Source organism: Acidovorax sp. CCYZU-2555 (assembly GCF_018413525.1).
Classification (GTDB): domain Bacteria; phylum Pseudomonadota; class Gammaproteobacteria; order Burkholderiales; family Burkholderiaceae_C; genus Comamonas.
Map to the genome: position 1 here is coordinate 1 of NZ_JAHCDD010000025.1, position 26,715 is coordinate 26,715.

A 26,715-nucleotide genomic window follows, 5' to 3' on the forward strand; every position below is an offset into this window, starting at 1 on the left:
CAGCGCGGCGCCGCCCAGCAGCACGCTGCGCGCGGCCAGGCGTTTTTCCAGCCAGGCGGCGAGCGCGGGGGGCGCCAGATTGACGATGCCCAGTGCAATCAGCACGCCGGTCACGGCGGCCGCGCCAAAGCCGCGGTCGCTGCCTACGCGTTCGAGAAAGCTGAAGGTCATGGCCTGCACCAGACCCATGCAGGCAATGCCGACGATGCCGCACCAGACGCTGGCGGGCAGCGGCGCGCGCGTGCCGGCCGGGGCCGGGCTGCGCACGGCATCGGGCGCGGGAAACGCCCAGGCGGCCGCCAGCGCCGCGACCAGCATCACGCCCGCGAACACCTGAAACAGCACCGCGCCGCCCAACTGGCCCACCAGCGCCGGCGTCGCGCCCATGAACACGATGCCGAACACCGCCAGCGCCAGGCCCACGATGGCGAACAGCCGGTGCGGATGGCCGCTGCGCGCAATGGTGCCGTGCGTGGCGCTGAGCGCCGCGCCCGATGCCATGCCGCACAGCGCGTGCATCACTGCCAGCGCCGTGAAGTCGTGCAGCGTGGACGCGTAGCCAAAGCCCAGCGCCGCCAGGCCGAAGCCCAGCGTCGCCACCAGGCGCACGTTGAGCCGGTCGAAGCGCGAAGCCAGCGCCACGCTGGCCAGCACCGCGCCCACGAGGAACAGCGAGGCCAGCATGCCGGCCTGCTGCGCATCGAAACGGTATTGCGCGACCAGCGTGCCGACCCAGACGGGCAGGGCCACCAGGTCGACCATGCCGGCGCAATGGCCGATCATCAGCGCCACGCGCGCGCGTTTGGAGTCTGTTGTGATCACCATGGCGGCCTCAGATCTGTTCGGCCAGGGCCATCAGCGAACTGCGCATGATGCGCGCGTGCTCTTCCTTGTCGCCGCCCGCGATCTCGATCTCGCCCAGGCGCGACGAGTTCTCGACCACCATGCGGCAGCGCTCCCAGCGGCGCCCCTCGAACGCGGCCAGGGCCGCGGGCACATCGTCTGTACTTAGCTCCAGCTCCTCGGCGAGCACCAGCGCGTCTTCGATACCGATGCAGGCGCCCGATGCCAGATGCGGCGTGGTCGCGTGCACGGTGTCGCCGATCAGCACAATGCGTCCCAGCGACCAGGGCCGCGGCACCAGCAGGCCTTCCAGCGGGCGGAACACGATCTGCGACTGCGCGTCGATCTGCGCGCGTATCGCCTGCAGCGCGGGCGCGCCAAAGCCTTCGAGCAGGCCGCGCAGGCGGTCGACGAAGCTCGCGGGATCGACATGGTCGTTGGTCGGCCGCGGCTCGGTGACGAACAGGTACATCTCGGTTTTTGACACCGGGTTCACGCCGGGCTTGACCTGCGGGCCCATCCACATGGTCGCGGTCTCGATCTCGGGCAGCCGCGGCAGCACCGCGCGCCAGACCGCCTGGCCGCTGTAGACCGGCTTGGGTGCCTGGGGCAGCAGTGCCTCGCGCACCTTGGAGTACAGGCCGTCGGCGCCTATGACCAGGTCGTAGCGGCGGCGCTGGCCGTCGGTGAATTCGACGTCCACGCCTTGGTCGTCCTGGGTGAAGTGCGTGAAGGTGCAGCCCAGGCGGATGTCGGCGCCGCTGGCACGCGTCGCGTCGGCAAGAATCCGCGCCAGCACCGGGCGCAGGATGGCGCCGCCGCCGGGCACATCCGCGCCCGCGAGGCGCGGCGTGGGCAGTTCGGCCACCTGCGGGCCGTGCGGCAGGCACAGACGCACGCCGTCGGCCGCATGGCCTTGCGCCAGGAAGACGTCGAGAATGCCCAGCTGGCGGAACGCGCGCAGCGTCGCGCCGCCCAGGCTGATGCCCGCGCCGTAGTTGCGCCAGCCGGCGTCGAGTTCGACCAGATCGACCGCATGGCCTTGCTTGCGCAGTTGGATCGCGGCCGACATGCCGGAAAATCCGCCGCCGATGATGAGAATGCGTTGGCTTGTCATTTTTTGTCTCCAGTTCTTGTTTTCAGGGCGCCAGGTACAGGCTGCCGTCGGAATGCATGTCGATCGCCACCGGCGTCAAGGCATCGCCCAGGCAGGGGCCCAGGGTACAGACGCCGGTCAGCGGGTCGAACAGCGCGCCATGGGCCGCGCAGACGATGTGGCGCCCGGACGCGTCGAGGTACGCGTCGCGGCGCCAGGGCAAGGGCGTGTCGTGGTGCGGGCAGGCGTCGCGCCAGGCGCGCAGCTGCGTGCCCTGGCGCACGACAAACACCGTGGCCTGGCCCGTGCGCTGCGGGTCGAAGCCGCGCGCCGCGCCGTCAGGCACGTCATCCATGTGGCACAGCCGCGTGGTGGTCATTTCAAGCCGCCGCCTTGGCGGCGGGCGGTGGCGGGCCGCCGGGCGCCCACTTCTCGCGGTGCTGGAACAGGAACAGCTGCGAGGCATCGGCGCCCATGGGCGCTTCGCGCGCCGCCCAGCTGTCGTCGTGCAAGTCCATGTCGGCGTCGTATTCCACGTGGCAGCCCAGGGGCGAGTTGAAATACCAGAACCAGTTGCTGCCGAAGCGGTGGCGGCCCGGGCCCCAGAAGCTCTGGTAGCCCTTCTCGACAAAGCGCGTGCCGGCCAGCATGACTTCGGTGGGCCCGCCGAGGTGGAACGTGAAATGCTCGCAGCCTTTCATGAACGGCGGCGTTTGGATCATGAACAGCGTATGGTGGTCCTGCGTGCCGCCGGGGCGCAGAAACGGGCCCACGCCGTTGAAACGGTCGGTGCAGACAAAGCCCAGGCGCGTGTAGAAGGCTTCGGCCTTGGCCGAATCCGGCACGAAGTACACCACGTGCGACAGCGAGCGCGGCAGCGCGGGCAGCGTATCGTCGACGGCCGCGACATTGGGCGCGCGCTGCGGCGCGGCGCCGGGCGCGTTGATCGCTTCGGCGGCCAAGGCGATGGGCCGGCGCACGCTGACCTGGAAGGCCAGTGCAAAGCCCATGTCGTCGACGCTGCGCACCACGCCATCACGGCGCGTGACTTCGCGGTCGCGCCGCAGCTCGGCTTCGATGGCGTCCAGTGTGGCCGCATCGGCGACGCCGTAGACGGTTTCGCGCAGCAGGCTGGCCGTGCCCATGGCGGGCGGCAGCGCCGCGTCGTCCCTGGCGCGCAGCACGATGCCCGTGCCGTCTAGCGCCTCGAAGTAGTCATTGCCCACATCGCGCAGGCCGTAGTCGATCAGGTATTGCCGGCAACCGGGCAGGTCGTCGACGCCAAAAACCAGGGCATCGGGTCCGAGGATATTCATGGGAGAGTCTTTCTTGGTTCAGACGGCCGTGCGGCCGTGCAGGGTTTCGGCGACCCAGTCGGCGATGTACTGGCCCGCGTTGATGCTGTTGTCGAAGCTCGAGTGCTGCACGCCGCCTTCGCGCGCGGTGAAGACCTTGAGTTCGCGTTGGGGGCTGTTGACCAGCTGCTCGTAGGTGCGCTGCGCCCACTTGAGCGGAATCTGCGAGTCTTTTTCGCCATGCGTGACGAGGAAAGGCACGCGGATCTTCTCGACCACGCCGTCGAGGTGCACGTTCTCGGCGATGCGCATGAAGTCGTCCATGTCCTTGGCGCCCCAGACCCATTGCACATGGCTCCAGTAGTGCGGCACGGGAAAGCTGCCTTCCTTTTCGAGCCGGCGCTTTTGCACGTCGCGCCAGTCGTGGTTCGCGCCCCAGACCACGCCGCAGGCAAAGCGCGGCTCCATGGCGACGGCGCGCGGGCAGTAATAGCCGCCCAGCGACACGCCTTCCATGCCAATGCGTTGGGGATCGACATCGTCACGTGTCTCCAGCCAATCGACCACGCGGCTGGCCCAGTGTTCGCTGTCGTAGCGCGCCGTGAGCCCGTGCAGGCGCAAGGCTTCGCCCGTGCCGGGCTGGTCGACGATCAGGGACGACACGCCGCGGCGCGCCAGCCAGGCGGGCAGGCCCACGCGGTATTTCATTTCCTTGGTGGAGTCCAGGCCGTTGACCTGGACCAGAAGTGGCGCCCGGCCTTCCATTCCTTCGGCACGCACATAGAGCGCCGACAGCAGCTTGCCTTCGTATGGAATCTCCACGCGCTCGCAGTTCTCGCCTGCAAGGCGCAGGCCCTTGGCGAACACCGCGAGAAAGCGTGCATAGAGTTCCAGCCGGCCCGGCGCGCCATGCGCCTGCAGGCGCTCGCAGGTGAGGTAATAGGTCGCGGCGCGGTTGTATTTCTCGCCTGCCGACAGCAGGCGGCCGCGCGCCTCGTCTTCTTCTGCCAGGCCGCAGAGCTTGTCGGCCATGGCCGACCAGGTGGCACGAAAGGCCTGCGTGCCCGCGGCATCGGGCGCCTTGGCGGCGTCTTGCAGCGGTGCGCACATCTCTTCGATCTCGCCTATGCGCGCGCCCATCTCGATCGCCAGATTGACGGACAGATTCCAGACGTAGTTGGTGGGAAAGTACTTGAACATATTCAGTAGTTCGGGGTGAGGGTGGTTGCCGGCATTGCTGCGGGCTGGGCCGCCGGCTGTACGGCCGGCTTGAGGAGAAAGTGGGCGAGCGCGGGCAGCAGCACCAGCGCGCCCAGCATGTTCCAGAGGAACATGAACGCCAGCAGCAGGCCCATGTCGGCCTGGAACTTGATCGGGCTCGCGACCCAGGTGATCACGCCCACGGCCAGCGTCACGCCGGTCAGCATCACCACCTTGCCGGTGAACAGCAGCGCGCGGTGATAGGCCTGGGCCAGGCTGCGGCCGCGGCGCAGCTCGGCCAGCGTCACCGACAGGATGTAGAGCGCGTAGTCGACGCCAATGCCCACGCCCAGCGCGATCACGGGCAGCGTCGCGACCTTGACGCCCATTCCCAGGCCCACCATCAGCGCTTCGGCGAGCAGCGAGGTGATGACCAGCGGCAGTACCGCGACCACCACCGCGCGCCAGGAACGGAACGTGACCAGGCACAGCACGACCACGGCGCCGTAGACCAGCAGCAGCATCTGGCGCCAGGCGTCGCGCACCACGATGTTCGTCGCGGCCTCGATGCCCGCCGAGCCGGCGGCCAGCAGGAACTCCGACTGCGGCCCGTTGTTCGCCTGGGCAAAGGCCTCGACATGGGCGACCACGCGTTCCAGGGTGTCGGCCTTGTGGTCGCGCAAGTACGCATAGACCGTGAGCAGCGAGCAGGCGTCGTTGTAGAGCCCGCGCGGCGCGCTGGCCGTGGCGGTGTTGAGCATGTCCTGGTTGGGAACGAACTCATACCACTTGGGATTGCCTTCGTTGAGGCCAGAAAGCACGCGCCGGTTGAGCAGGGCCAGGGTATTGGTCGACTCCACGCCATCGAGCTGGCGCAGCTGCCATTCGAGCGCATCCACCTTGTTGAGCGTCGCGTAATTCGCGCACTGGCCCGGCGGCGTGCGCACCATCACCGCGAGTACGTCGCTGGACGCGCCGTAGGCCGCATTGAGATAGGCGACATCGCGGTTGTAGCGGCTGTCGGCGCGCATTTCGGGCGCGCCCGGGTCCAGATCGCCGATCTTGAGCTGGGTGCTGGCCGCAAAGCCGGCTACACCCAACACCAGCCCGGCCGCCACGGCCGCCGTCGCCCAGCGCCTTTCGGTAAAGCGCGTGAGCAGCGGCCACAGCCGGCCCCCCGAGGCATTGCCTTCCTCGGCGCGCAAGCTGCGCGCCGCGGCCTGGGCGCTGACGCCGGTATAGCTCAGCAAAATGGGCAGCAGGATCAGATTGGTGAAGATCAGCACGCCCACGCCGAGTGACGCCGCGATCGCGAGTTCGCGTATCGCCTGGATGTCGATCACCAGCAGCACCGCAAAGCCCACGGCGTCGGCGACCAGCGCCGTGAGGCCCGCGAGAAACAGCCGACGGAACGTGAAGCGCGCGGCCACGAGCTTGTCGGCGCCGCGGCCTATGTCCTGCATGATGCCGTTCATCTTCTGCGCGCCATGGCTCATGCCGATGGCAAACACCAGGAAGGGCACAAGAATCGAATACGGGTCGAGCACAAAGCCCAGCAGCGGCAGCAGGCCCAGCTGCCAGACCACGGCGATCAGCGAGGCCAGCACCACCAGCAGGGTGGAGCGCACGCAGCGCGTATACCAATACACCATCGCCGTGGCGATGGCCACGGCCAGCGCGAAGAACAGCAGCACCGCGCGCACGCCGTCGATCAGATCGCCCACCAGCTTGGCAAAGCCCGTGATGTAGATGCGCACGCCTTCGCCTTCGAACTGGCTGCGCAGCGCTTCGAGCTGCTCCGACAGCTTCGCGTAGTCGATGGCGTTGCCGTCGGCATCCTTGGCCAGCAGCGGCACGAAGATCACCGAGGAACGCGCATCGCGCGCCACCAGCTGGCCGATTTCGCCCGAGCGCGCAACGTTGGCCGCGAGCTGCTGCAGGCTGGCCGCGCCGCCGTCGAAGCCGTCGGGAATCACCGGCCCGCCTTCGAGGCCGTCTTCGGTCACGCCAAACCAGCGCGTGGTCGGCGTCCACAGCGACTTCATGCCCACGCGGTCCACGCCCGGCAGCACAAAGACCGCGTCGTTGAGGCGGCGCAGCGTGTCGAGATACGCGGCGTCGTAGATGCTGGCTTCGGGCCCTGCGTCGCGTTCCACCGCGATGCGCACCGCATTGCCCAGGCCGCTGAGTTCGCTCTGGTGCTGGAGGTAGTTGGCGATGTACGGGTGGCCCGTGGGAATCGACTTCTCGAAGCTGGCCTGCAGCTGCAGGCGCGTGGCCTGCCAGCCCAGCACCAGCGTGACCAGCGCGCACAGCACGACGACCAGCAGCCGGTGGTTGAACAGCAGGCGCTCGATGATCGAGCCCGAGCGCGGGTCAAAGCGCGCCGCGTCATGCATTGGTGTAGACGAGGCCATCATTGCGCGCCTCCGTTCAAAGCATGGATGCCGTTCACGCCCAGGCCCAGCAATTGCCCACCCGCCGCGACCAAGCCGGCCAACGGGGCCTGCGGCGCGATGTCCATAGCTCGCAATGCATCGCCTTGCAGGCGCAGCACCTGGCCGGCCTGGGTGGCGAGCAGCACCGTATTGCCCACTGGCAGCGAGGCGGTTACCGACGCCGAACGCGGGTTCGCGATCTGCGCCCATTGTTCGCCGCCATCGGTGCTGCGCCACACGTTGCCGCGCAGGCCGGCGAGCAGCATTTCCTGGCCCGTGACTTCGCCCGTGAACCAGCTGCCCGGGTAGGGACTGTTCATCGCCTGGAAGCTCCGGCCGTTGTCGCCGGAGCGCAGCAGCAGCCCCTGCTCGCCTGCGAGCAGCACGCTGTCGCCGCTGCGGCGCGCGACATAGAAGTGCATGCCCTTGGGGTTGGGCAGGCGGTCCATCCAGGGCGTCCAGGTCTGGCCGCCGTCCTCGGTGGCGAAGGCCAGGCCAAAGGCGCCCACGGCCAGAAAGCGCTTTGCGTCCCAGACCAGTACGTCGAGAAACGGTTTGTCCGCGCCTTCGGCGACCAGGCGCTCGGCGTCGCGCATGCCTGCCGCATCGCCGCCGCGTTGCGCCGCCTGCAGTGCCAGCTGGGCCAAACGCAGGCCGTCGAGCCGGCGCGTCCAGGTATCGCCGCCGTCGGCGCTGGTCAGCACCGTGCCGCCATGGCCCACGGCCACGCCGTGGCGCGCATCGGCAAAGCGCACGGCCGTCAAGGTGACGCTGGTGGGCAGCGCCACCTGGCGCCAGTGCGCGCCGCCGTCGTCGGAAACAATCAGCACGCCGCGTTCGCCCACGGCGACCGTGCGCTGGCCCGCGGCGGCCGCGCCCAGCAACACGGCGGCTGCGGGGCGCTGCACCATCACCGCGGGGCGCTCGGCGGCGGCGCCTACCGGGGCGGCCAGCGCCGCGCCGGCCAGCAGGGCTGCGCACAGGGCTGCGCCGGCGTGCCAGGCCGGCACGCTGGAGAAGAAAGTGAACATCATGGCCTCAGCGCACGCCTTCGCCGGCCATGGCTTCGGCGGTGAAGTGCGAATCCGGCCGGCGCGGCACGATGCGGTAGTGCTGCTTGCGCTCGTTGACCACGCCGCTCGCGTACCAGGCGCCGCTGATCAGGTCGTTGAAGCCCCATTGCTGCTGCGGCGTGGTGGCGGGCAGATCGGGCATCACCACGGGGTGCGACCAGACCGTCTTCCACAGCTGGCCCTTGGCGTCCCAGCGGTCGGCGAGCACCGCGACCCGGGTGTCTTCGTCGAAGTAGTAACGCGAACGCGCGGCCTGGTGTCGCTGGCCGGGCTTGAGCGTGGCTTCGAGCACCCAGACGCGGTGCAGCTCCCAGCGAACGTGGTCGGGGTTGAGGTGGTTGGCCAGCAGCAGCTCGCTGTCCTTCTCGGGCGTATGCATGCGGTTGCTGTTGTAGGGAATCAGCATTTCGCGCTTGCCGACGATCTTCCAGTCGTGGCGGTCGGTGCGGCCCGTGAGCACATCGACTTCGTCGAAGCTGGCGACTCCGCTGGAGGCGGGCGTAGGCGTGTCGCAGCAGGAGTTGGGCAGCTTGCGCACGCGGCGCTGGCCCGTGAGATAGACCCAGGTCGCGGTCTTGTCCTGGTCCACGTTCTGGCGGCCCACCAGCGCTTCGCCGGCGCGCACCGCTGGGCCCGAATTGAGCATGCGTATCATCCAGTACTCGCCGTTGTACTTGGCTTCCTGGCCCTGGGCGTAATACGGCATCTGAAAGTCGCCCGTGGCTTCTACCGACAGCACGCTCTGGCCGTTGGCCGTGCCCAGATAGCCGCGGAAATCGGTCTGCCAGGCCTCGCCGCGCCAATGCATTTCATGGTTGGCGATCACTTCCTTGGCGGTCTTGGGAATGGGAAACGGAATGCCGCCGAACGCATCGCGCAGGATTTCGCCGTCGAGCCTGGCCGTGGTCGCGTTCTTGAACGTGTTGTCGTAGACCCATTGCGGCGCGGCCGCGGTGCGCAGGGTCTTGTAGACATCGACGCGAAAGCTCGGGTACTTCTTGAGCAAGGCCTGTGTGCCGTCGGTGAGCTTGTCCGCGTACTGCGCCATGTTCGCGGCATTGATCGAATACAGCGGCTTGTCGCCGGCAAACGGATCGCCGCGCCGGCCGCCGTTCTTGAAGCCGGGCAGGGCCGTGGTGTAGCCGCCGGTCCAGGCCGGAATGCTGCCGTCCTTGTTGCCCGCGCGTTCGGCGCCCAATGGCGTGAGTTCGGTCTTGAGCTTGGCGGCTTCTTCGGGCGTGGCCGCGGCCTGGGCGCCCAGCGCGGCCAGCAGCAGCACGGCGGCAATCGTGGAATGGTTCATGTCTGTCTCCGTATCGTTCTTAGAAAGTCGTGCGCAGCGAAAAGCTCAGGAAGTTGCGGTCCTTGAGCGACTGGCGGAACTGGGCGTTGTTGTTGTTGTCCAGCGTCGGGCCTTCCTTGCCCAGGTAGTGCACGTAGTTCAGCGAACCCGTCCATTTGCCCAGGTAGACACCCGCCAGGCCGATGTTGAAATCGCCGCCCTTGTCGACGCCAAAGCCCGGGCCCACTGCCGACGACCGGCCCCAGGCGTAGCCGATGCCGACACTGGGCGTGAGGTCCAGCCCGGGCATCACCTGGCGGTAAGACGGCGCGAACACCATGCGCAGCGCGGTCGCATCCCGGTCGGTGTTGGGGTTGAGCATCTGTGCGTTCTGCGTGACCTTGAGCCGGCGGTTCCAGGCGATTTCGCCCAGAAAGCTGGCTTCGCGCGCGATGAAACTCGGGCCCAGGCTCGCGAGCCAGGAGAACTGCGCATGGCCGGTCTCGCCCACGGCATAGCCCGGGTTGTCCCGGTTGTCGTAGCGCGTGCCCACGCCGATCGCGGGAATGACCGACTGACCGCTGCTGGCCAGCGGCGCATTGCGGCGCAGCGACACTTCGCCGGCCAGGCCCCATTCGCCCACGGTCTTGGCAAAGCTCGCGCCAAAGGCGCTCACGCCTTCGTGGTAGGCCCAGCGGTAGCTGCTCGCGCGCAGCGCCGGCGGTGCGCCGCTGAGCGTGTTCCAGATATTGCTGGGCGTGGTCGCGTGGTAGCGCGTGGCGTAAAAGCCCAGGTCGGTATCGATCGCGTCGACACGCCAGCGCAGTTGCAGACCGCCCTGGCCGCCATCGCGCGCGTCGAGATCGGCCTGGCGCGTGAACGTGCCCGTGGGGCCGGCATTGATGCGCTCGGCGCCCGGTCCCATGGAATCGCTGGCCGACAAATAGCTGCCCACGGGCGCGAGCCGGGTCTTTTCCCACTCGTAGGTCCAGTAGGCACCGACGGCGACATCGCTCGACAGCTGCACCTGGCCCGAGAGCTTGCCCGTGGGCCGCACGGTTTCCTTGAACTGCGAGTTGGGCACCGACAGCAGCTTGATCAGATCCAGCGGCGCCTGGCCGCCGGCAATGCCGTTGACGCCGAAGAACAGGCTTTCGCCCCACAGCAGCGTGTGCCGGCCCAGGCGCACGGTCGCGGGCTTGTCGGCCAGATCGAACTTGCCGAACACGAAGGCGTCGAGTAGTTCGGCCTTGCGGCCCATCAGCGAGCGCGTGTCCGATGTGAACTCGCTCGCGGGCGAATGGTTGGCGCTGATGCCGGGGTTGTCGGTGCTGCGGTTGTAGACCGTGTCATACCAGGCCGCGGCGCTGATGCGCCCACCCCAGTTCGGGCCGGTGATGTCGAGCTCGCTCAGCAGATCGGCGCGGTTGGAGACCAGGCCCTTGCCGAAGTTGTTGTTGCCGTCGTCCTGGTTCTGGTTGTTCGCACCGACCACGCCGGCCGGGCCGAACTGCGTGGTCGACAGCCCCGGCGAACGGTCCTTGAGTCGGAAAGCGTTGCTGTACTTGAGCGTGTTGTCCCAGCGGATCTTGACGTCGGGATTGCCGGAATCGAACTCGAAGGCGCTGCTCGCGCCGCTGGCCAGCAGCGCGGCGGCCGCGGCCAACAAGGTGCGCGCCGGCGCTGCGCGTCGGGGGGAGTGGATCGTGGACATGAAAGGTTTTGTCTCCGTTGCATGGGGCCTTGCAGGCCGGGCATCGGCGCGCGCCGCCAAGGCGCCTGCACCGCATTTTTTCTAGTAGTGCGGCGAGTGTAGGAAGCGGCCTTCATGCTGAAAAATGGTTTGAATCCATCCCTGCCATCGACGGCGTAAATACTTTTCGGGTTAACCCGCGCCTGGCGACAAGCCATTACGATGCCGCCCGAGGAGACCCCCGATGCGCTTCAATAAACTAGATCTCAACTTGCTGGTCGCACTCGATGTGCTGCTGATCGAAGCCAGCATCAGCCGCGCCGCCGAGCGGCTGCACATGAGCCAGTCGGCCATGAGCAATGCCCTGGCGCGGCTGCGAGACTATTTCGACGACGAACTGCTGGTGCAGGTAGGCCGGCGCATGGAGCTCACGCCGCGCGCCGAAGTGCTCAAGGACACGGTGCGCGACGTGCTGCTGCGCATCGACAGCTCGGTGGCGGCCAAGCCCGAGTTCGTGCCGGCGAAATCCGATCGCGAGTTCCGCATCTTTGTGTCGGACTTCACATTGGCCACGCTGATTCCGCATGTGCTGGCGCGCGCCCACGCGCAAGGCCCCGACATCCGTTTTTCGCTGCTGCCCCAGGTGCTCGAACCCACGCGTTCGCTGGACCGCGCCGAAGTCGACCTGGTGGTGATGCCCAGCGATTACTGCACGTCGGACCACCCCAGCGAAGTGCTGTTCACCGAGCGCTTTCAGTGCGTTCTATGGCGCGACAGCCGGATCGCGCAGGGCGAGCTGACCACGCAGCGCTTCATGGCGGCCGGCCATGTGGTGACCCTGCCGCCGGCGACCAATGCGACCTCGCTCGAAGACTGGCGGTTCAAGGGCCATGGACTGCATCGCCGCATCGATGTGACCAGCTTCAGCTACGCCTCGTCTGCGGCGCTGGTGGTGGGCACCGAGCGCATCGCGACCGTTCACGGCCGGCTCGCGCAGCAGGCCGCGCGCCATCTGCCCATCGTGGTGCGCGATGTGCCGGTGGAGTTTGCCGAAATGTCCCAGGTCATGCAGTGGCACCGCTACCGCACGCGCGACCCGGGCATCGAATGGCTGCGCCGGGTGTTTCTCGATGCGGCGCGCGACATGGATGCGGCCGACTCGGTCTTGCGGCGCTCCTGATGCCCCCCTAGATCGCGCGCCCCACGCGCAGCGCGAGTTCGCGCATCCATTGGAGCGCGGGGTCGGCATCGCGGTGGCGGTGCCATTGCAGGGTCTGCTCCAGCGTGGGCACTTCGAGCGGCGGCGCCCAGAGCTTGATGGGCAGCACTTTTTCGGCCTGCAGCGCCAGGCGCTGGTGCACGGTGGCAATGCGGTCGGTGCCGACCACCATCTGGGGCAGGGCCGCCATGCTGGGCGCCGACACCTCGACCTTGCGCTGGATGCCGAAGCGGTCGAGAAACCAGCTGTCGAACGCCGCGCGCTGCTCGCCCGTGGCGTAGTTCGCGACGACATGGCCGCATTCGAGATAGTCGCTGAACGTCAGTTCGTCGCGAATGCGGCTGTGGCCGGTCCAGGTCACGCACAGGTACTGCTCCTCGAACAGCGGCGCGCTCGGGTGGTCGACTGCGGAGAACTGCGCGGGAATGATCAGCAGGTCGGCGTCGCCTTGCTCCAGCTGCTCTATCGGCTTGTCGTTGAGCGCGCGCAGCTCCAGGCCTATGCCGCGCGCCTGCTGGTAGAGCGCTTCGAGCAGCGGCGGAATGAACACCGCGGTGGTGAAGTCAGAGAGCAGCAGCACAAAGGTGCGCGTGGATTGCGCGGGGTCGAACAGCGGCGGCGTGGTGATCGTGCTGTCGATGCGCATCAGCACGTCGCGCACCGGCTCGATCAGCCCCAGCGCGCGCGGCGTGAGCACCATCTGCCGGCCCTGCGCGGCCAGCAGTTCGTCGCCAAAGAAATTGCGCAGGCGCGCCAGCGCATTGCTCATCGCCGGCTGGCTCAGGTGCAGGCGCTCACCCGCGCGGCTGATGTTGCGTTCGGCCAGCAGCGCGTCCAGCGCCACCAGCAGATTCAGATCGAGTTTATTGAAGCGCATGTCTTTGAGTGGGGCAGAGCCGTCTGTGGGTTGTTTTTCAAGCGCCTTCCCCTGGGTTTGTCTTGATATTCAGCGCATGGATTCCTGCAATCTAAAGAATCCATTTCAGGAATACAAGAGAAATCTCCAAAATCTCATTCCATCGCACCGGTGGCGCACCGGGCGACAGAAAAAACAATAGCAACGGAGACAAAAATGCAAAACAGTGCCGACCCGCACGGTCTGAACACGCCCCTGCGCCGCCGCGCGCCCACTTCGCTGGCGCTGGCCGCCACGCTGGCCGCCGCCGCCTTTTCCAACGTCCATGCGCAAGGCGCGCCCGGCACCAGCCTGCAGCTCTATGGCCTGGTCGATGCTTCCGTCGGACGCTTCGAAGGCGCGGCGGCCGGCGTGAATGCGCGCGATGTCGCGACCACCAAACTCGACAGCGGCAGCATGTCGACCAGCCACTGGGGCGTGCGCGGCAGCGAAGACCTGGGCGGCGGGTTGTCCGCGTCGTTCGATTTGTCGGCCTTCGTGCGCAACGATATCGGGGCTTTCGGGCGCAACGATGCGATCGGCGCGCCGGTCAATGTCGCTGCCGATCCCATGTTCTCGCGCGCCGCGTGGATAGGCCTGGCCCATCCCGCCTGGGGCCGCGTGCGCCTGGGCAATGTGACTTCGCTGCTGTTCACCAACAGCGTCACCTCGAACGCGTTTGGCGACTCCACGGTGCTGAGCCCGCTCAATGTGACGACCATGATAGGCGGCCCGATGACGGGCGGCACGGGCTGGGCGAACTCGGTGGTCTACGACAGCCCGGTGTGGCGCGGATTCAGCCTCGCGGCCGCGCATGGTTTCTCGGAAAAGCAGGGCGGCGGCAACAGCGCGCTGCGCGCGGCCTATGCGCAAGGCCCGATGGCGGCGTCCGTGGTGGTGCAAAACGTCAAGCGCAACCCGCTGACCTTTGCCGACGGCACCTCGCCCAATGACACGCGCACCTGGCAGCTCGCGGCGTCCTACGATTTCAGCGCCGTGAAGCTGTTTGCCCATCTCGGCGGCATACAGAATCGCGGCACGGCGGCGCAGCCGCTGGATGTTTCCTACCGGCTCTGGGAGCTGAGCGCCGCCGTGCCCATGGGCTCGGGCCGGCTGCTGGCCGGCTTCGCCTCGCGCCGCACGGGCGATGCGGTGCTGGCCGTGCCGGCGACGGCGGCCGGCGGCAATCTGGCGCGCAAGGTGTTTTCGGTGGGCTACGACCACCTGCTGTCCAAGCGCACCGACGCCTATCTGGTGCTGATGCGCGACCAGACGCGCACCCAGACGGTGGGCGCGCCGGCGCAGGTGTTGGCGGCGCAGGGCACGACCATCGCCGTGGGCCTGCGCCACCGGTTCTGAAGCGGCGACAAGAAATACAAGGAGACAGGCAATGATTGAAAAAGAAACGACGCCCCTCGGCATGAACCGGCGCTCCATCCTGGTGGCGCTGGCCGCGGGCGCGGCCGGCCCCGTGGCCCTGGCGCAGAACGGACGCCATGTGACCATCATCGTGCCCCAGCCCGCGGGCAATCCCAGCGATGTTTTCGCGCGCAAGCTGCAAGGCTTGCTGCAGCGCGCGCTGGGCCAGACGGTGATTGTCGAGAACCAGCCCGGCGCGGGCGGAGCGATAGGCGTGCAGCGCATGCTCAACTTGCCCGCCGACGGCATGACGGCGGTGATGGTCTCGCAGACCGAGCCCATACTCACGCCCGCCACACTGGCCAGCGTGCGCTACAAGCCCGGCCAGATGCGCCCCATCGGACTGCTGGGCCGCACCAGCTATGTGCTGGCCGGCCGCCCCGATCTGCCGGCGCAGAACCATGCGGAGCTGCTGGCGCTGGCGCGCAAGGCCGACAAGGACGGCAAGCCGCTGAGCTTCGGCCATATCGGCCAGGGTTCGATGATTCACCTGATGGGCGCGCAGTGGGCACAGCTGTGCGGCGTGCAGCTGTCGCATATTCCGTACCGCGGCGTGCCGCCCGCGGTGCAGGACCTCGCGGGCCGGCAGATCGATCTGTCGTTCGTGCCGCTGGGCGGCCTGGCGCTCGATCTGATACAGACCGGCAAGCTGCGCGCCTTCGGCAGCACGGCCGACCAGTCGCCCGCCTTGCTGCCCCATGTCGTGCCGCTCAGGAACCAGGACGCCGCGCTGCGCAATTTCGTGCACACCGCCTGGGGCGCGCTGCTGGTGCCGCGCGGCGTGCCCGATGCCGCGACCCAGCGCCTGCATGCGGCCTTCGACGCCGCGATGCGCGATGCCGATGTCCAGGCTTTCCTGCGCAGCCAGGGCACGGATCCGCAAACTCCGCTGAGCCTGGACGCGCTCGACAAGTTCTACCAGGCCGAAATCCAGACCCACCAGGCGCTGTCGCGCGCCGTGGGCGTGGTGCCCGAATAAAGGTATTGCCATGAAAAAACCCCGCCACCGCTTTGTCGATCTGTCGATCTACCTCGAGAACGACGTGCTCTCGGACCCGCCGCCGCTGGCGCCCAGGATCACCTACCAAAAGCACGCCGACACCCTGCCCGAATTCATGGCGATGATTCCGGGCACGACCGCCGAAGACTATCCCGACGGCGAAGCGGCCGCCGCCGAGTGGGTCACGCTCACCACGCACAACGGCACCCACCTCGACGCGCCCTGGCATTTCCACTCGACCCAGGATGCCAAGCTCGGCGGCGCGCGGCCGTCGATCACCATTGACGAAGTGCCGCTCGAATGGTGCTTCCAGCCCGGCGTGAAGCTCGACTTTCGCCACTTTCCCGACGGCTATGTCGCCACGGCCGCCGATGTGCAGGCCGAGCTGCAGCGCATAGGCTATGAACTCCAGCCGCTGGACATCGTGGTCGTCAACACGCGCGCCGGCAGCCGCTACGGCAACGCCGACTACCTCGGCGCGGGCTGCGGCATGGGCTATGAAGCCACCATGTACCTGCTCGAGCGCGGCGTGCGCCTCACGGGCACGGACGCCTGGAGCTGGGACGCGCCGTTCTCGTACACCGCGGCCAAGGTCGCCGCGACCGGCAACAAGGCGCTGATCTGGGAAGGCCACAAGGCCGGCCGCGACATCGGCTACTGCCATCTGGAGAAGCTGCACAACCTCGAAGCCGTGCCGGCGACGGGCTTCACCATCAGCTGCTTTCCGCACAAGATTCGCGGCGCGTCGGCCGGCTGGACGCGGGCGGTGGCGATTTTCGACGAGGACGCTGCATGAGCCTGCCATCCATCCATCGCGTAGTCACCGGCCATGACGCGCGCGGCCAGGCGGTGATCACCAGCAACGGGCCCTTGCCCACGGTGGTCGAAGTCGCGGCGATTGCGGGCACCGTGTTCCACGAAGTCTGGAGCACCTCCGAGGCCCCGGCGCTGATTTCCAACGCCGCCGACCCTACGCTGGGCCCGCTGGTGCTGCCGCCGCCCGCGCGCGGCACGCGCCTGCGCTTTGTCGACATTCCGCCCGACACCGAGGAGTTTCTGGCCCATGGCGCGGCGCGCATGCAGGCGGCGTTTTCGCAGATCGGCGATGCCCAGGCCTCGACCGTGCATGCGCAATCACCGCACCCGCTGATGCACCGCACCGAATCGGTGGACTATGGCATCGTGATCGAGGGCGAGATGACGCTGGTGCTGGACGCGTCCGAGCAGCTGCTGCAAGTCGGCAGCGTGGTCGTGCAGCGCGGCACCAACCACGCCTGGGCCAACCGCTCGGGCAAGCCTTGCCGCATGTTGTTCATTCTGGTCGATGGGGCCTATGCGCCCGACATCGCGACGGCCTTGGAGAAGTCTCAATGAAATTCGCCACCCTCAGAAACGCAACGCCCGACGGCGCGCTGGCGCTGGTCTCACGCGACGGCGGGCAGGCGCTGCCCGTTCCCGGCATCGCCACCAGCCTGCTCGATGCCGTGCAGCGCTGGGAGACGGTGCAGGCACCGCTGCAAGCGCTGTACACGGCGCTCAACGCCGGTGAGGCCCGGGATGCGATCGCCTTCGACCCGCAGGCCTGCGCCGCGCCGCTGCCGCGCAGTCCGCAATGGCTGGACGCCTCGGCGTTTCTGAACCACGGCCGGCTGATGGAAGAGGCGTTCAACACGCCGCCGATTCCGCACTTCGACACCATTCCCGTCATGTACCAGGGCGCGAGCGACGACTTCCTGGGCCCGCACGAAGACGTGCCCCTGCCCAGCGAGGCCGATGGCATCGATTTCGAAGGCGAGTTCGGCGTGGTCGTCGGCCCCGTGGCCATGGGCGCCACGGCGGAGCAAGCCCAGGCCGCGGTGCGGCTGGTGCTGCAGATCAACGACTGGAGCCTGCGCGCGCTCGGGCCGCACGAGATGCAGACCGGTTTCGGCTTTCTGCAGGCCAAGCCTTCCTCATCGTTCGCGCCCATCGCCGTGACGCCCGATGAGCTGGGCGATGCCTGGCACGCGGGCCGGGTCCAGATGCGCCTGCATGTGCAGTGGAACGGCGAGCGCTTTGGCGAGCCGCATGGCGGCGAGATGAACTATTCCTTCGGCCAGCTCATCGCGCATGCGGCGCGCTCGCGCCGGCTCACGGCCGGCAGCATTGTGGGTTCGGGCACGGTCTCCAACCAGTCGCGCGCTGCGGGCTCGGCCTGCATCGCCGAGCGGTGCGTGATCGAGAAGATCGACCAGGGCGCCATCCGCACCGCCTTCATGCGTTTCGGCGACCGGGTGCGCATGCAGGCCCGGTATGACGACGGGCGCGACGGCCCATTTGGCGTGATCGAGCAGCGCGTGGTGCAGGCCACGCCTCCTGCGCCATGAGGGTACTTGTCACCGGTGCCGGCGGCTTCATTGGCGCCACCTTGCTGCAGCTGCTCGGCGAGGGCGGCGGCATTGGCGGCCATGCGGTCAGCGCCATCGCGGCCGTGGACCGGCAGTTTCCCGCCCCCATGCCAGGCGTTCTGGGCATTGAAGGCGATCTGGGCGATGCCCAGGTGCGCGCGCGCATCGCGGACTTCGCGCCCGAGGTGTGCTTTCACCTCGCGGCCGTGCCCGGCGGTGCGTCCGAGGCCGATCCCGGCATGAGCCGGCGCGTGAACCTCGACGCCACGCTGGACCTGTTCGACCTGCTGGGCGCAATGAACTCCGCGCGTCCGCCCGTGATGGTCTATGCCAGCACCATCGCCGTCTACGGCAGCGATCTGCGCGAACGCGTGACCGACAGCATGCCGCTGCGCCCGCCGCTGATCTACGGCGCGCACAAGCTGGCCTGCGAAATCCTGCTCGCGGACTACACGCGCCGCGGCCTGCTCGACGGCCGCGCGCTGCGCCTGCCCGGCATAGTCGCGCGCCCGCGCGCACCCTCGGGCCTGGCCTCGGCCTTCATGAGCGATCTGCTGCACGCACTGGCCGCGGGCCAGCCTTTCACCTGTCCCGTGTCGCCCGATGCCACGGCCTGGTGGATGTCGGCGCGCCGCTGCGCCGAAAACCTGGTGCACGCAGCCGCCATGGACCCGGGAACCGACAGTCGGCGCGCCTGGCCGCTGCCCGTGCTGCGCCTGTCGATGGCCGAGATCGTGCAGACCCTGTCGCAGGTGTACGGCGTCGACGGCCAGAGCCTGGTGCGCTATGCGCCCCAGCCGCAGCTCGAGGCCATCTACGGCCGCTACCCGCCGCTGGACGACCAGGCCGCGCGAGCGCTGGGCCTGCGCGACGACGGCAGCGCCGAGGCGCTGGTACGGCGATCGCTCGGGCGCTGACTGCAAATTTCCTCCCATTTTTGAGCGGCTGCTGCTGCATCACCATGACCTCTTCTTCATTGCTCACCCGCCGCGGCGTATTGCGCGCCGCGGCCGCGCTCCCCTTGGCACATGCCGCGCTGGCCCAGGCTGCGCCTGCCTTCCCCAGCCGCCCCATCACCTGGGTCGTGCCATATCCTGCGGGCGGTTTCGGCGACGCGCTGTCGCGCATGCTGGCGCAAAAGCTGTCCGCCAGCCTCAAGCAGCCCGTGGTGGTCGACAACCGGCCCGGTGCCGGCGGCCAGATCGGCGTGGCCTACGCCAAGCAGCAACCCGCCGATGGCTACACGCTGCTGTACGGCGATCTGGGCCCGTTCTCGATGAACGCGGGCCTGTACCCCAAGCTGGGCTACAACACCTTGAAAGACTTCCTGCCGCTCACGCGCCTGCTGGTGTCGCCCACGGTGCTGATCGCGCCGGTCAACAGCCGACTGCAGACCTGGAAGGATGTGCTGCAGGCCGCGCAAAGCGACAAGGGCCTGAACTACGGCTCCTATGGCGTGGGCAGCCAGCCGCATATCTGGATGGAAATGCTCAACCGCAGCGTGAAGGGCCGCATGACCCATGTCGCCTACAAGGGCGGCGCGCCCGCAGTGCAGGATCTGATCGCCGGCCACATCGACCTGTTGCTGGACGTCGCGCCCAGCAGCATTCCGCTGGTGCGCGAAGGCAAGGTGCGCGCGCTGGCCGTGGTCGGCAGCGACCGGCGCCTGGCGCAGTTGCCGCAGGTGCCGACCATCACCGAGCTGGGCATGGCCGAACTCGATGTGCCGGGCTGGACGGGCGTGGCGGTGCGCGCCGGAACGCCAGAGCCGGTGGCGAACCTGTTGCACGACGAGCTGGTCAAGGCCTTGCAGTCGCCCGACGTGGTGCAGCGCTATACCGAACTGGGCCTGGTGATCGCGCCGAGTTCGCGGGCGCAGTTCGCGGATTTGATACAGGCCGAGACCAAACGCTGGGGTGAAGTCATACGCTCCGTGGGAGTGCAGCTTGATTGACGCGCCGCGCAGCCTGTTCGATCTGAGCGGCCAGACCGCGCTGATCACCGGCGCGGCGGGCGGCCTGGGCCAGGCGATCGCGCTGGCGTTCGCGCGCCAGGGCGCCGATCTGGTGCTGGCCGATCGCGATCGGGCGGCGAGCGAAGCCGTGGCGGCGCGCTGCCGCGCCCTCGGAGTACAGGCCACGGCGCTGAGCGCCGACCTGGCCGACGCGCGGCAGGCCCAGGCCTTGGCGGACCAGGCATTGGCGGTGTCTGGGCGCATAGACACCCTGGTCTGCAACGCCGGCATGCAGGGCCCGGCCGGTCCGCTGCTGGCGGTGCAGCCGCAAGACTGGCAGCAGGTGTTCCAGGTCAACCTGGCCAGCGCGCACGCGCTGTGCGCCGGCCTGGTGCCGGCCATGGGCGCGCGGGGTGGGGGCAGCGTCATCCTGATGGCCAGCATCGCCGCGCTGCGCGGCAACCGCGCCATAGGCCTGTATGGCATGAGCAAGGCCGCGCTGGCCCAGATGGCACGCAACCTGGCGGTGGAGTGGGGGCCGCAGGGCGTGCGCGCCAACGCCATCGCGCCGGGACTGATACGCACGCCCTTGGCGGCCGGGCTTTTGCAGGATCAGGCGTTCATGGCGCGGCGCCTGGCCATGACCCCGCTGCGCCGCGTGGGCGAGCCGCACGAGGTGGCCGGCGTCGCGGTGCTGCTGGCGTCGGCCGCGGGAGGCTTCATCAGCGGGCAGAATCTGGTGGTCGATGGAGGCACCTTGGTGTCTGACGGCGGCTGAAGGCCAAGCCAGGCCTTGCGCGATTTTCCTGGCCCGGGCGCGCAAGCCGCCAGACCAGGCAGGCGTGATTCCCGCCTGCCCGGTGCTTCAACGGCTCAGGCGAACTCGATCCCCGTGGCCGCCAGACCCACCAGATCGATGCGCACGGCGTTGAGCTCCAGATTGCTGGCCAGCACCGCGAGCTCGCCGCCCGTCACGCCCTGGGCCATCATGTCGATGAACGGTTGCAACTGCGCGGGCGTGGGGGCGCTGCCCACGACATTGGTCCACAGCAGCTGCGTCACCTGACCGGGAGTGTTTGCGCCCAGCAATTGCAGGCCCAGTTGCGCCAGGCTTTGCGCGCTGACGCCCGCATCTAGTGCGCGAATCACTTCGCCCACCAGCGGCTTGTTGTCGAGCAAGGCCACACCGCCCACGGCGCCTATCAGCTTGGCGGCTTCGCCCGCATGGCCGTCGAGGTCCAGGGCCAACTGGGTGTCGCTGAGTGTCACGCGCTCCACGTTGACCAGCTCCAGCATCGCGCCGTCGGTCATGCGCTGCAGCGTGTGGCCGGTGGCGCTCGCCTCGACATGCATCTGCGCCAAGGTCGCAGGGATGACGATGGTGTCTATGCCCGCGCCGCCGTCCACCGTCCAAGCCAGGCCCATGGGGGGCGTGAACGTGTTGTTGCCCGCATCGCCCACGAACGTGGTGTCGCGCGCCACGTCCACGCGGATCGCGCCTGCGGTTTCCATGCCTTCGAGCAGTTGCTGCGCGGTCTTGCCGCCGGCTTGCTGCGGGAACACCTGGGCGAACAGGTCTGCCACCTGCAAGGCGCTCAAGCCGTCCAGCGTCTGTATCACCGCACCTTCGGACTGCGTCAGATCGCGTCCCATCCATTGCTGGAACAGGAAAGCCGCAGCTTCTTCGGCCGCGCTGTGGGCCACGGTGAGGATGGGACCGGTCTCGAAGCGCACCTGCTCCACATCGACCAGCCAGTCGGCGACGCTGGTGGCGATATGCGTTAGCTTGATGCCCGTGCCGTCGAGTGTGATCGAGTAATCGCTGCGCTTGCCTTCCTGCAGCGCCACATCGAAGCCCGTGCCGCCGTTGAGCTTGTCGCTGCCGCTGCCGCCCGAAAGCAGGTCATTGCCCGCGCCGCCGAACACGGTGTCGTTGCCCGCGTCGCCATAGATCTGGTCGTCTCCGCCCTTGCTGCCCACGGTGTCGTTGCCGCCGCCGCCATGGATGATGTCGTCATCGGCGCCTAGCACGATGTACTGGGCCGCGCCATCGCCGCTGGCCGAATTGCGTCCCGCACCGCCGATCACGCGCACCGCGCCGACGATGGCGACGAAGTCGATGTCATCGACTTGCAGCACCGTGCCAGCTGGCAGTCCGCGCGCGTCCACGATCACGGCTTCGAGCACGTTGGCCGCCGTCGATCCGGTCACGCGTATGGGCTCGCCGGGCGCCGCCGTGCCGGGGATGGACAGCGTGAGCAGCTGCACCACCAGCTTGGCCGTGGGGTCCAGGCTCGCAAAGAACCGGTTGCCATCGTTGATGAGCTGGTTGCTGGCGCCGTCCACCTGCTCCAGTCGCAGGCCGAGGTCGGCCAGCGCCGCCGAGGTGGACTGCGGTGTGGCAAAGCCTTCGGCCGTGATGCCCACGCCCGTCGGTACGCCGACGCTGAGAATGGGCTGGCCATTGGCGGACTTGACCAGCGTGATGTCGGCCGTCGAGCCCGCGCCTACGCTCTCCTGGCGATCGTTCTGGACGATCGGTATGCTGATGCGTGTCGAGCCATCGGCCTGCGTCACGGTGGTGACCGCGACGCCATCGACGACGACCGGACCCGTGGGGGGCGCGGGGTCCACGGGCGTGGGTGGCGTGATGAGTTCGGTCTTGAAATTGAAAGTCGTCGCGTTGTCCACGACCGCCACGGCATTGCCGGCGACGTCCTTGAGCGCGTCGGCATCCCAGCTGATGTAGTAGTCTGTCAGCGACGCCAGTTTCGCGTTGGGCGTGATCACCAGTGCGCCATCGGCGTTGAGGGTGACGGCCGCAGCGACCAGGGTCTGCGTTGCGACATCGCGCAGGTAGACCTTGGCGGCATCCACCGAGGCCAGCGGCTCGCCGAAGCGCAGCACCACGGCGGACGAAATGCCGACGCCAGTGGCATCGTCGCCAGGGCTGCTGGTAGCCGGGTCGAAGACCGGCGCCGCGGTATCGACCGCATAGGCCTGGCTCAGCGCCGTGCTGGAATTGCCGGCCGTGTCCGAGACGCGCACCTGCAGCGTGCCGTTGGCGGCGAACGTCACGCCCGACAAGCTCCAGTCGCTGGTGCCGACCAGCGCCGTTGCCGTGGTCCAGGTGCTGCCGTTGTCCAGCGACACTTCGACGATCTCGTCCGCGGACAGGTTGCCTGTCAGCGTGCCGCGCAGGGTCTGGTTGCTGCCGTTGTTGGTGATGAAATCGGTGGCGCTGGACCCGCTGTCGCCATCGAGCGAAACTGTGCCGGCCTCGATGGCGGGCGCCACGGTATCGAGCACATACACCTGCGAGAGCACGGTGCCGTCATTGCCGGCGGCATCGGTGACCTTGATCTTGAGCGTGCCGCTGCCGGTGAGGGTGACTTCATCCCAGATCAACTCCGTGCCGTTGACCTTGGTGGTGATGTCGGTCCAGGTGACGCCGTCGTCCAGCGAGCCCTGGACGATATCGCCGTTGCCCAGCCCTGCGCTGAGCGTGGCGCTGATGACCTGGGCCGGGGTGTTGGTGATGAAGTCGGTATCGCTGCTGCCCTTGTCGTTGGAGAACTGCGGCGGGCTGAAAGTCTGTGCTGGAGGCGTTGTGTCTATGGTCAGCGTATGCAGGGTGCCCTGCGACGGGTTGTTGGCCGCATCCTTGGCGATGACTGTGACGCTGTTGGTACCATCGGAATTGAGTACAAGCGTGCCGGAAGTCGGCATCGCCGTGTCGAGGTCGACGCTCCAGGCACCGCTGCCATCGGCAACGGTCGTGTAGGTGGCGCTGCCCGTGCCCACTACCACGGTGATGGTCGCACCCACCTCGGCGGTGCCGGCAAGGGTGGGGAACCCCTGGCTTGTCAGTGCGGGCGAGGTCACCGCTGGCGCGGCAGGTGGCGTGGTATCGATCACCAGCATCTGCGTGGCAGGCGAGGTGGACGGATTGCCGGCGGCGTCGGTGGCCATGACCGAAACCCAATTGCTGCCGTTGGCGTTGAGAGCCAAGACGCCTGCGTGCGGGTTGGCCGACGCCAGGTTGATGCTCCAGGCGCCACCCGTGGCCGTGGTGGTGTAGGTCGCGCCGCCGACCACGACGGTGACGGTGGCGTTGGTCTCGGCCGTTCCGCTGAGCGTGGGCAAGGCCTGGTTGGTCAGGGCCGCCGTGTTGATGACCGGAGTTGCAGGCGGAGTGCGGTCCACCAAGTAGCTCGCGCCAGCGGTGTAGCCGGAAACGATGGCGGCGCTGTTGTTGGCGCTCTGGATGCCGGTGCCGCTGGACTTGAGGTCCAGGCGCACAGTGCCGTCGCCGGCGCCTGTGACCTGGACTGTCCACTTCACACCGCCATCGCTGCTGGAAGGCGTACCGACGCTGCCTCCCGTGGCCGAGCCGGTGATGATGAAATCGTCGTTGGTCACCCCGATCACGCTTTCGGAGAAGGTGATGGTGAACGTGAGCGAAGACGCATTGGTCAGTGCTGTCGCCGAGTCCGCGCGCACGATGCTGTTGACCGACGGGCCGTTGACCACCGAGAGGGTGAAATCGCTGTAGGCCGACAGTCCATCGCCGTCGGTGGCCGTGACCCGCACGGACGGCGTTCCGACGTCTTCAGAGGTTGGCGTACCGCTGAAGGTGCGGGTCGCCGGATCGAAGTGTAGCCACGAGGGCAGCGCACCGTTGTCCGCCAGCGCGGCGGAATAGACCAGCGTGTTCGTCTGGCCGCTGTCCGGGTCGGTGAACGATCCGGCCGGCACGGTGTAGGAGTACGACAGGCCTGCGGCCGCTGACTGCGCCGCCAATGGCACGGCGACCACCGGGGCTTCGTTGACATTGGTCAGCAGCACGCTGAGCGTCTTGTCGAACGTCAGGCCATCCGCGTCGGTCGTTTTGAGCGTGATCGAATAGCTGGATTTTGCCTCGAAGTCCAACGTGGTGGTGTCCTGGAAGCGAAGCTCGTTACCCACGATCTGGAACAGGCTGTCGTCGGCCCCACCGGCAAAGCTGTAGGTGAAGGAGTCGCCCATATCCACGTCGGCGGTGGTGAGGGTGCCAACGCTTCGCAGCGCTCCCGACCCCGAGTTCTCTGCGACGGTGTTGCCGGACAGAAAGATGTTGGTTGGCGCGTCGTTGGCGCCGGTGACGTTGACGGTCAGCGTGGTGCTGCCGGTGGCCGCACGCGCATTGCTGTCGGTCGCGGTGACCGTGAACGTGTCCGTGGCGCTGCCACTCAGCAACGCATCGACTGCTGCGGAGTTGGGAACAAAAACATACTTCCCTTGGTTGACGCCCGTGCTGACCACATAAAGCGTCCCATAGGTCCCGGCCTTGGACACGTCATAGACCACGCCATCGATACTGGTGCTGCCGCCTGCGGTGCCCGATTGGATGCCAAAGCTTGCAATGGCATCGGTATCGGGATCGGTGGCGCTGAGCGTGCCTGCGGTATTCGGCAGCGTGTCCTGTGTGGCAGTGTCGACTACCGTGATGGCGTCCACCTCATTGACCACGGGCGCTGCGTTCGGGGCCGCGTTCAGCAGAACCCGCATCTCTATATCCGAGCCTGTGGTCTTGCCCGATGCCGCGGAGTCCACCCAGACGGCGGCAAATTTTCCGGCATCGAGCGCTGCCACCACGCCAGCGCTCTGGTCGCCGTAACGCTGCTCGTTGATTTGAAACTCGGCTTGGTCCACGGCGGTTCCCGCGGCATCGAATCGGCGGCCACTGATGGCGGAGCCGTTGCCATCCGTATTCTCGGAGTCCCAGGTGATCACAAAGCTGCCATCCGACAGCGCGGCCACCTTCACATTGCCTACGTCGCTCAGCGCGGTATCCGCCTGGAAAATGGCGGAGGTCGCAACGCCGCTGTTATTGAAGATTTGCGCATAAACATGCTGCTGCTTTTCCCAGGCGAGTACGAATCCGCCGTTGGAGAGTGCAGCAAGACCTGGCGCGTACCCGGTATCCCCTGCAGGCGATGTCTTCACACCTTGGCCGCTGATGTAAATGCCCTCGCTTGCCGCGATCACCTGCGCGCCATTGTTCAAAATGGCTGTTGCCTGTGCATAGCCCAGGGTTGCAAAGACATCAGTGCCGCCCGCCGCGCCACTGCTGCTGAATGTTGCGGTGCGAATGGTGGTGTAGTCGACCGCGTCCCAGGAAACAACGAACTGATCGCCAGAACTGTTTGCAGCGATGGCTATGGTGCCGTATTCAACCCAGGCGTTGGTCGCTATTCCCTGTTGCGGGCCGACAAGGCCGCCCTCCGCCACGATACGTACGGAAATATTTTTGCTGGCGGAGTCCGCATAGGCCACCGCGAATCCCCCGTTCTCCAGCGTCGTGACGACAGGAGCCGCGCTGGTGGGGGCGCTGTTAATCGTTATCTGGTTTCCTTGGGCTGCGCCTTGGTTGTTGTATATCTGTGCATAAATGGCGCCGCCGGACGTACTCCAGGCCACAACATAATTGCCATTGGCCCAGGAAGCGATGGTAGGAGAAATCTGGTCGCCAGCGGCTGCGCTGACGACGATATCGGAAGAGAAATTCAAATCCGTGGACGCACCAACCACATCAAAAGTGACGGTTTTTGAATATCCTGTGCCTGCTATAGGTTGTCCCGCTGTGTCCAGCTGATAAATATCATAGTAAGTGACGACTATGCTGTGCTGGGAGCCCTCTGCCGAGATTTTTGTGGGATCTGCCAGCGTGAGTTGGGCTTTGTTGTCCGTCGAGGCATTGAAGTCCAGAGCGAACAGGCCGGGTGTGCTCTGGCTTTCAAGAACCCATTTGCCCAGATTTGTGCGGCCGGTGTCCACAGGCGTGAGAGTCGCGACAAGGCCGTCTTCCGGCGTGTCGGTCCCTAGTATTCCTGTGGACGAGTCAATGCCTGTGGGGGCTCCATCTTCGAAGATGGTGAA

The 26,715-nt window shown here is 67.4% G+C and carries 21 protein-coding genes; 10 read left to right on the top strand and 11 right to left on the bottom strand.

The annotated features are described in order from the left end of the window. The 9 genes from KHY18_RS10770 to KHY18_RS10810 all read right to left on the bottom strand — a co-directional run. Positions 1-825 (bottom strand): MFS transporter (locus KHY18_RS10770; protein WP_249729042.1); only part of this gene is annotated, 825 nt, incomplete at its 3' end. Positions 826-832: 7 nt separating this feature from the next. After that, the gene (locus KHY18_RS10775; RefSeq protein ID WP_213299206.1) at positions 833-1,960 is read right to left on the bottom strand and encodes an FAD-dependent oxidoreductase; all 1,128 of its coding nucleotides are present in this window, start codon (positions 1,958-1,960) and stop codon (positions 833-835) included. A gap of 22 nt (positions 1,961-1,982) precedes the next feature. Beyond that, positions 1,983-2,318, bottom strand: coding sequence for a Rieske (2Fe-2S) protein (locus tag KHY18_RS10780; protein WP_213299209.1), 336 nt, complete (start codon positions 2,316-2,318; stop codon positions 1,983-1,985). Between the two features lies 1 nt (position 2,319). Next, entirely contained in the window at positions 2,320-3,255 is a 936-nt protein-coding gene (locus KHY18_RS10785; protein WP_213299212.1) for a VOC family protein, read from the bottom strand. An 18-nt stretch (positions 3,256-3,273) separates the two neighbouring features. Then, entirely contained in the window at positions 3,274-4,434 is a 1,161-nt protein-coding gene (locus KHY18_RS10790; protein WP_213299215.1) for an alpha/beta hydrolase family protein, read from the bottom strand. Positions 4,435-4,436: 2 nt separating this feature from the next. Beyond that, complete coding sequence (locus tag KHY18_RS10795; RefSeq protein ID WP_213299218.1) at positions 4,437-6,854, bottom strand: efflux RND transporter permease subunit; 2,418 nt, start codon at positions 6,852-6,854, stop codon at positions 4,437-4,439. Then, on the bottom strand, positions 6,851-7,906 hold the full coding sequence (locus tag KHY18_RS10800) for a YCF48-related protein (protein WP_213299221.1): 1,056 nt from the start codon (positions 7,904-7,906) through the stop codon (positions 6,851-6,853). Before KHY18_RS10800 ends, KHY18_RS10795 begins: the two co-directional genes overlap by 4 nt. Before the next feature lie 4 nt (positions 7,907-7,910). After that, positions 7,911-9,248, bottom strand: coding sequence for a DUF1329 domain-containing protein (locus KHY18_RS10805; RefSeq protein ID WP_213299224.1), 1,338 nt, complete (start codon positions 9,246-9,248; stop codon positions 7,911-7,913). A 19-nt stretch (positions 9,249-9,267) separates the two neighbouring features. Then, entirely contained in the window at positions 9,268-10,941 is a 1,674-nt protein-coding gene (locus tag KHY18_RS10810) for a DUF1302 domain-containing protein (RefSeq protein WP_213299227.1), read from the bottom strand. A 223-nt stretch (positions 10,942-11,164) separates the two neighbouring features. Between KHY18_RS10810 and KHY18_RS10815 the strand changes: the two genes are divergently transcribed. Then, a complete protein-coding gene (locus KHY18_RS10815; RefSeq protein WP_213299229.1) occupies positions 11,165-12,100 on the top strand; it encodes a LysR family transcriptional regulator in 936 nt (311 codons plus the stop codon). Positions 12,101-12,107: 7 nt separating this feature from the next. Here KHY18_RS10815 and KHY18_RS10820 read toward each other — a convergent pair whose 3' ends face one another. Beyond that, the gene (locus KHY18_RS10820) at positions 12,108-13,016 is read right to left on the bottom strand and encodes a LysR family transcriptional regulator (protein WP_213299231.1); all 909 of its coding nucleotides are present in this window, start codon (positions 13,014-13,016) and stop codon (positions 12,108-12,110) included. Positions 13,017-13,211: 195 nt separating this feature from the next. Between KHY18_RS10820 and KHY18_RS10825 the strand changes: the two genes are divergently transcribed. From KHY18_RS10825 to KHY18_RS10860, 8 genes are read left to right on the top strand one after another with little or no spacing between them, the layout of a single operon-like run. Further along, positions 13,212-14,393 carry a porin gene (locus tag KHY18_RS10825; RefSeq protein WP_213299233.1) on the top strand — a complete coding sequence of 394 codons (1,182 nt, stop codon included), beginning with the start codon at positions 13,212-13,214 and terminating at the stop codon, positions 14,391-14,393. Between the two features lie 31 nt (positions 14,394-14,424). After that, complete coding sequence (locus KHY18_RS10830) at positions 14,425-15,432, top strand: tripartite tricarboxylate transporter substrate binding protein (protein WP_213299235.1); 1,008 nt, start codon at positions 14,425-14,427, stop codon at positions 15,430-15,432. Between the two features lie 10 nt (positions 15,433-15,442). Beyond that, complete coding sequence (locus KHY18_RS10835; protein ID WP_213299237.1) at positions 15,443-16,249, top strand: cyclase family protein; 807 nt, start codon at positions 15,443-15,445, stop codon at positions 16,247-16,249. Then, positions 16,246-16,827, top strand: coding sequence for a cupin domain-containing protein (locus KHY18_RS10840; protein ID WP_213299240.1), 582 nt, complete (start codon positions 16,246-16,248; stop codon positions 16,825-16,827). The genes KHY18_RS10835 and KHY18_RS10840 overlap by 4 nt, the downstream gene beginning before the upstream one ends. Continuing rightward, on the top strand, positions 16,824-17,819 hold the full coding sequence (locus KHY18_RS10845; protein ID WP_213299243.1) for a fumarylacetoacetate hydrolase family protein: 996 nt from the start codon (positions 16,824-16,826) through the stop codon (positions 17,817-17,819). Before KHY18_RS10840 ends, KHY18_RS10845 begins: the two co-directional genes overlap by 4 nt. Beyond that, the gene (locus KHY18_RS10850; protein ID WP_213299246.1) at positions 17,816-18,757 is read left to right on the top strand and encodes an NAD-dependent epimerase/dehydratase family protein; all 942 of its coding nucleotides are present in this window, start codon (positions 17,816-17,818) and stop codon (positions 18,755-18,757) included. The genes KHY18_RS10845 and KHY18_RS10850 overlap by 4 nt, the downstream gene beginning before the upstream one ends. A gap of 44 nt (positions 18,758-18,801) precedes the next feature. Beyond that, complete coding sequence (locus KHY18_RS10855) at positions 18,802-19,794, top strand: Bug family tripartite tricarboxylate transporter substrate binding protein (RefSeq protein ID WP_249729043.1); 993 nt, start codon at positions 18,802-18,804, stop codon at positions 19,792-19,794. Further along, positions 19,787-20,572, top strand: a complete 786-nt coding sequence (locus KHY18_RS10860; RefSeq protein WP_249729044.1) for an SDR family NAD(P)-dependent oxidoreductase — start codon at positions 19,787-19,789, stop codon at positions 20,570-20,572. The genes KHY18_RS10855 and KHY18_RS10860 overlap by 8 nt, the downstream gene beginning before the upstream one ends. Before the next feature lie 95 nt (positions 20,573-20,667). On the opposite strand, the gene KHY18_RS10865 is transcribed toward KHY18_RS10860, so the two are convergent. Next, positions 20,668-25,488, bottom strand: coding sequence for a putative Ig domain-containing protein (locus tag KHY18_RS10865; RefSeq protein ID WP_349630274.1), 4,821 nt, complete (start codon positions 25,486-25,488; stop codon positions 20,668-20,670). On the opposite strand from KHY18_RS10865, the gene KHY18_RS27060 reads away from it, so the two are divergent. Continuing rightward, positions 25,468-26,388: a hypothetical protein gene (locus tag KHY18_RS27060; RefSeq protein ID WP_249729045.1), complete on the top strand. Its 921-nt coding sequence runs from the start codon at positions 25,468-25,470 to the stop codon at positions 26,386-26,388. The two genes, KHY18_RS10865 and KHY18_RS27060, sit on opposite strands and share 21 nt — an antisense overlap. The last annotated feature ends 327 nt before the right edge of the window (positions 26,389-26,715 follow it).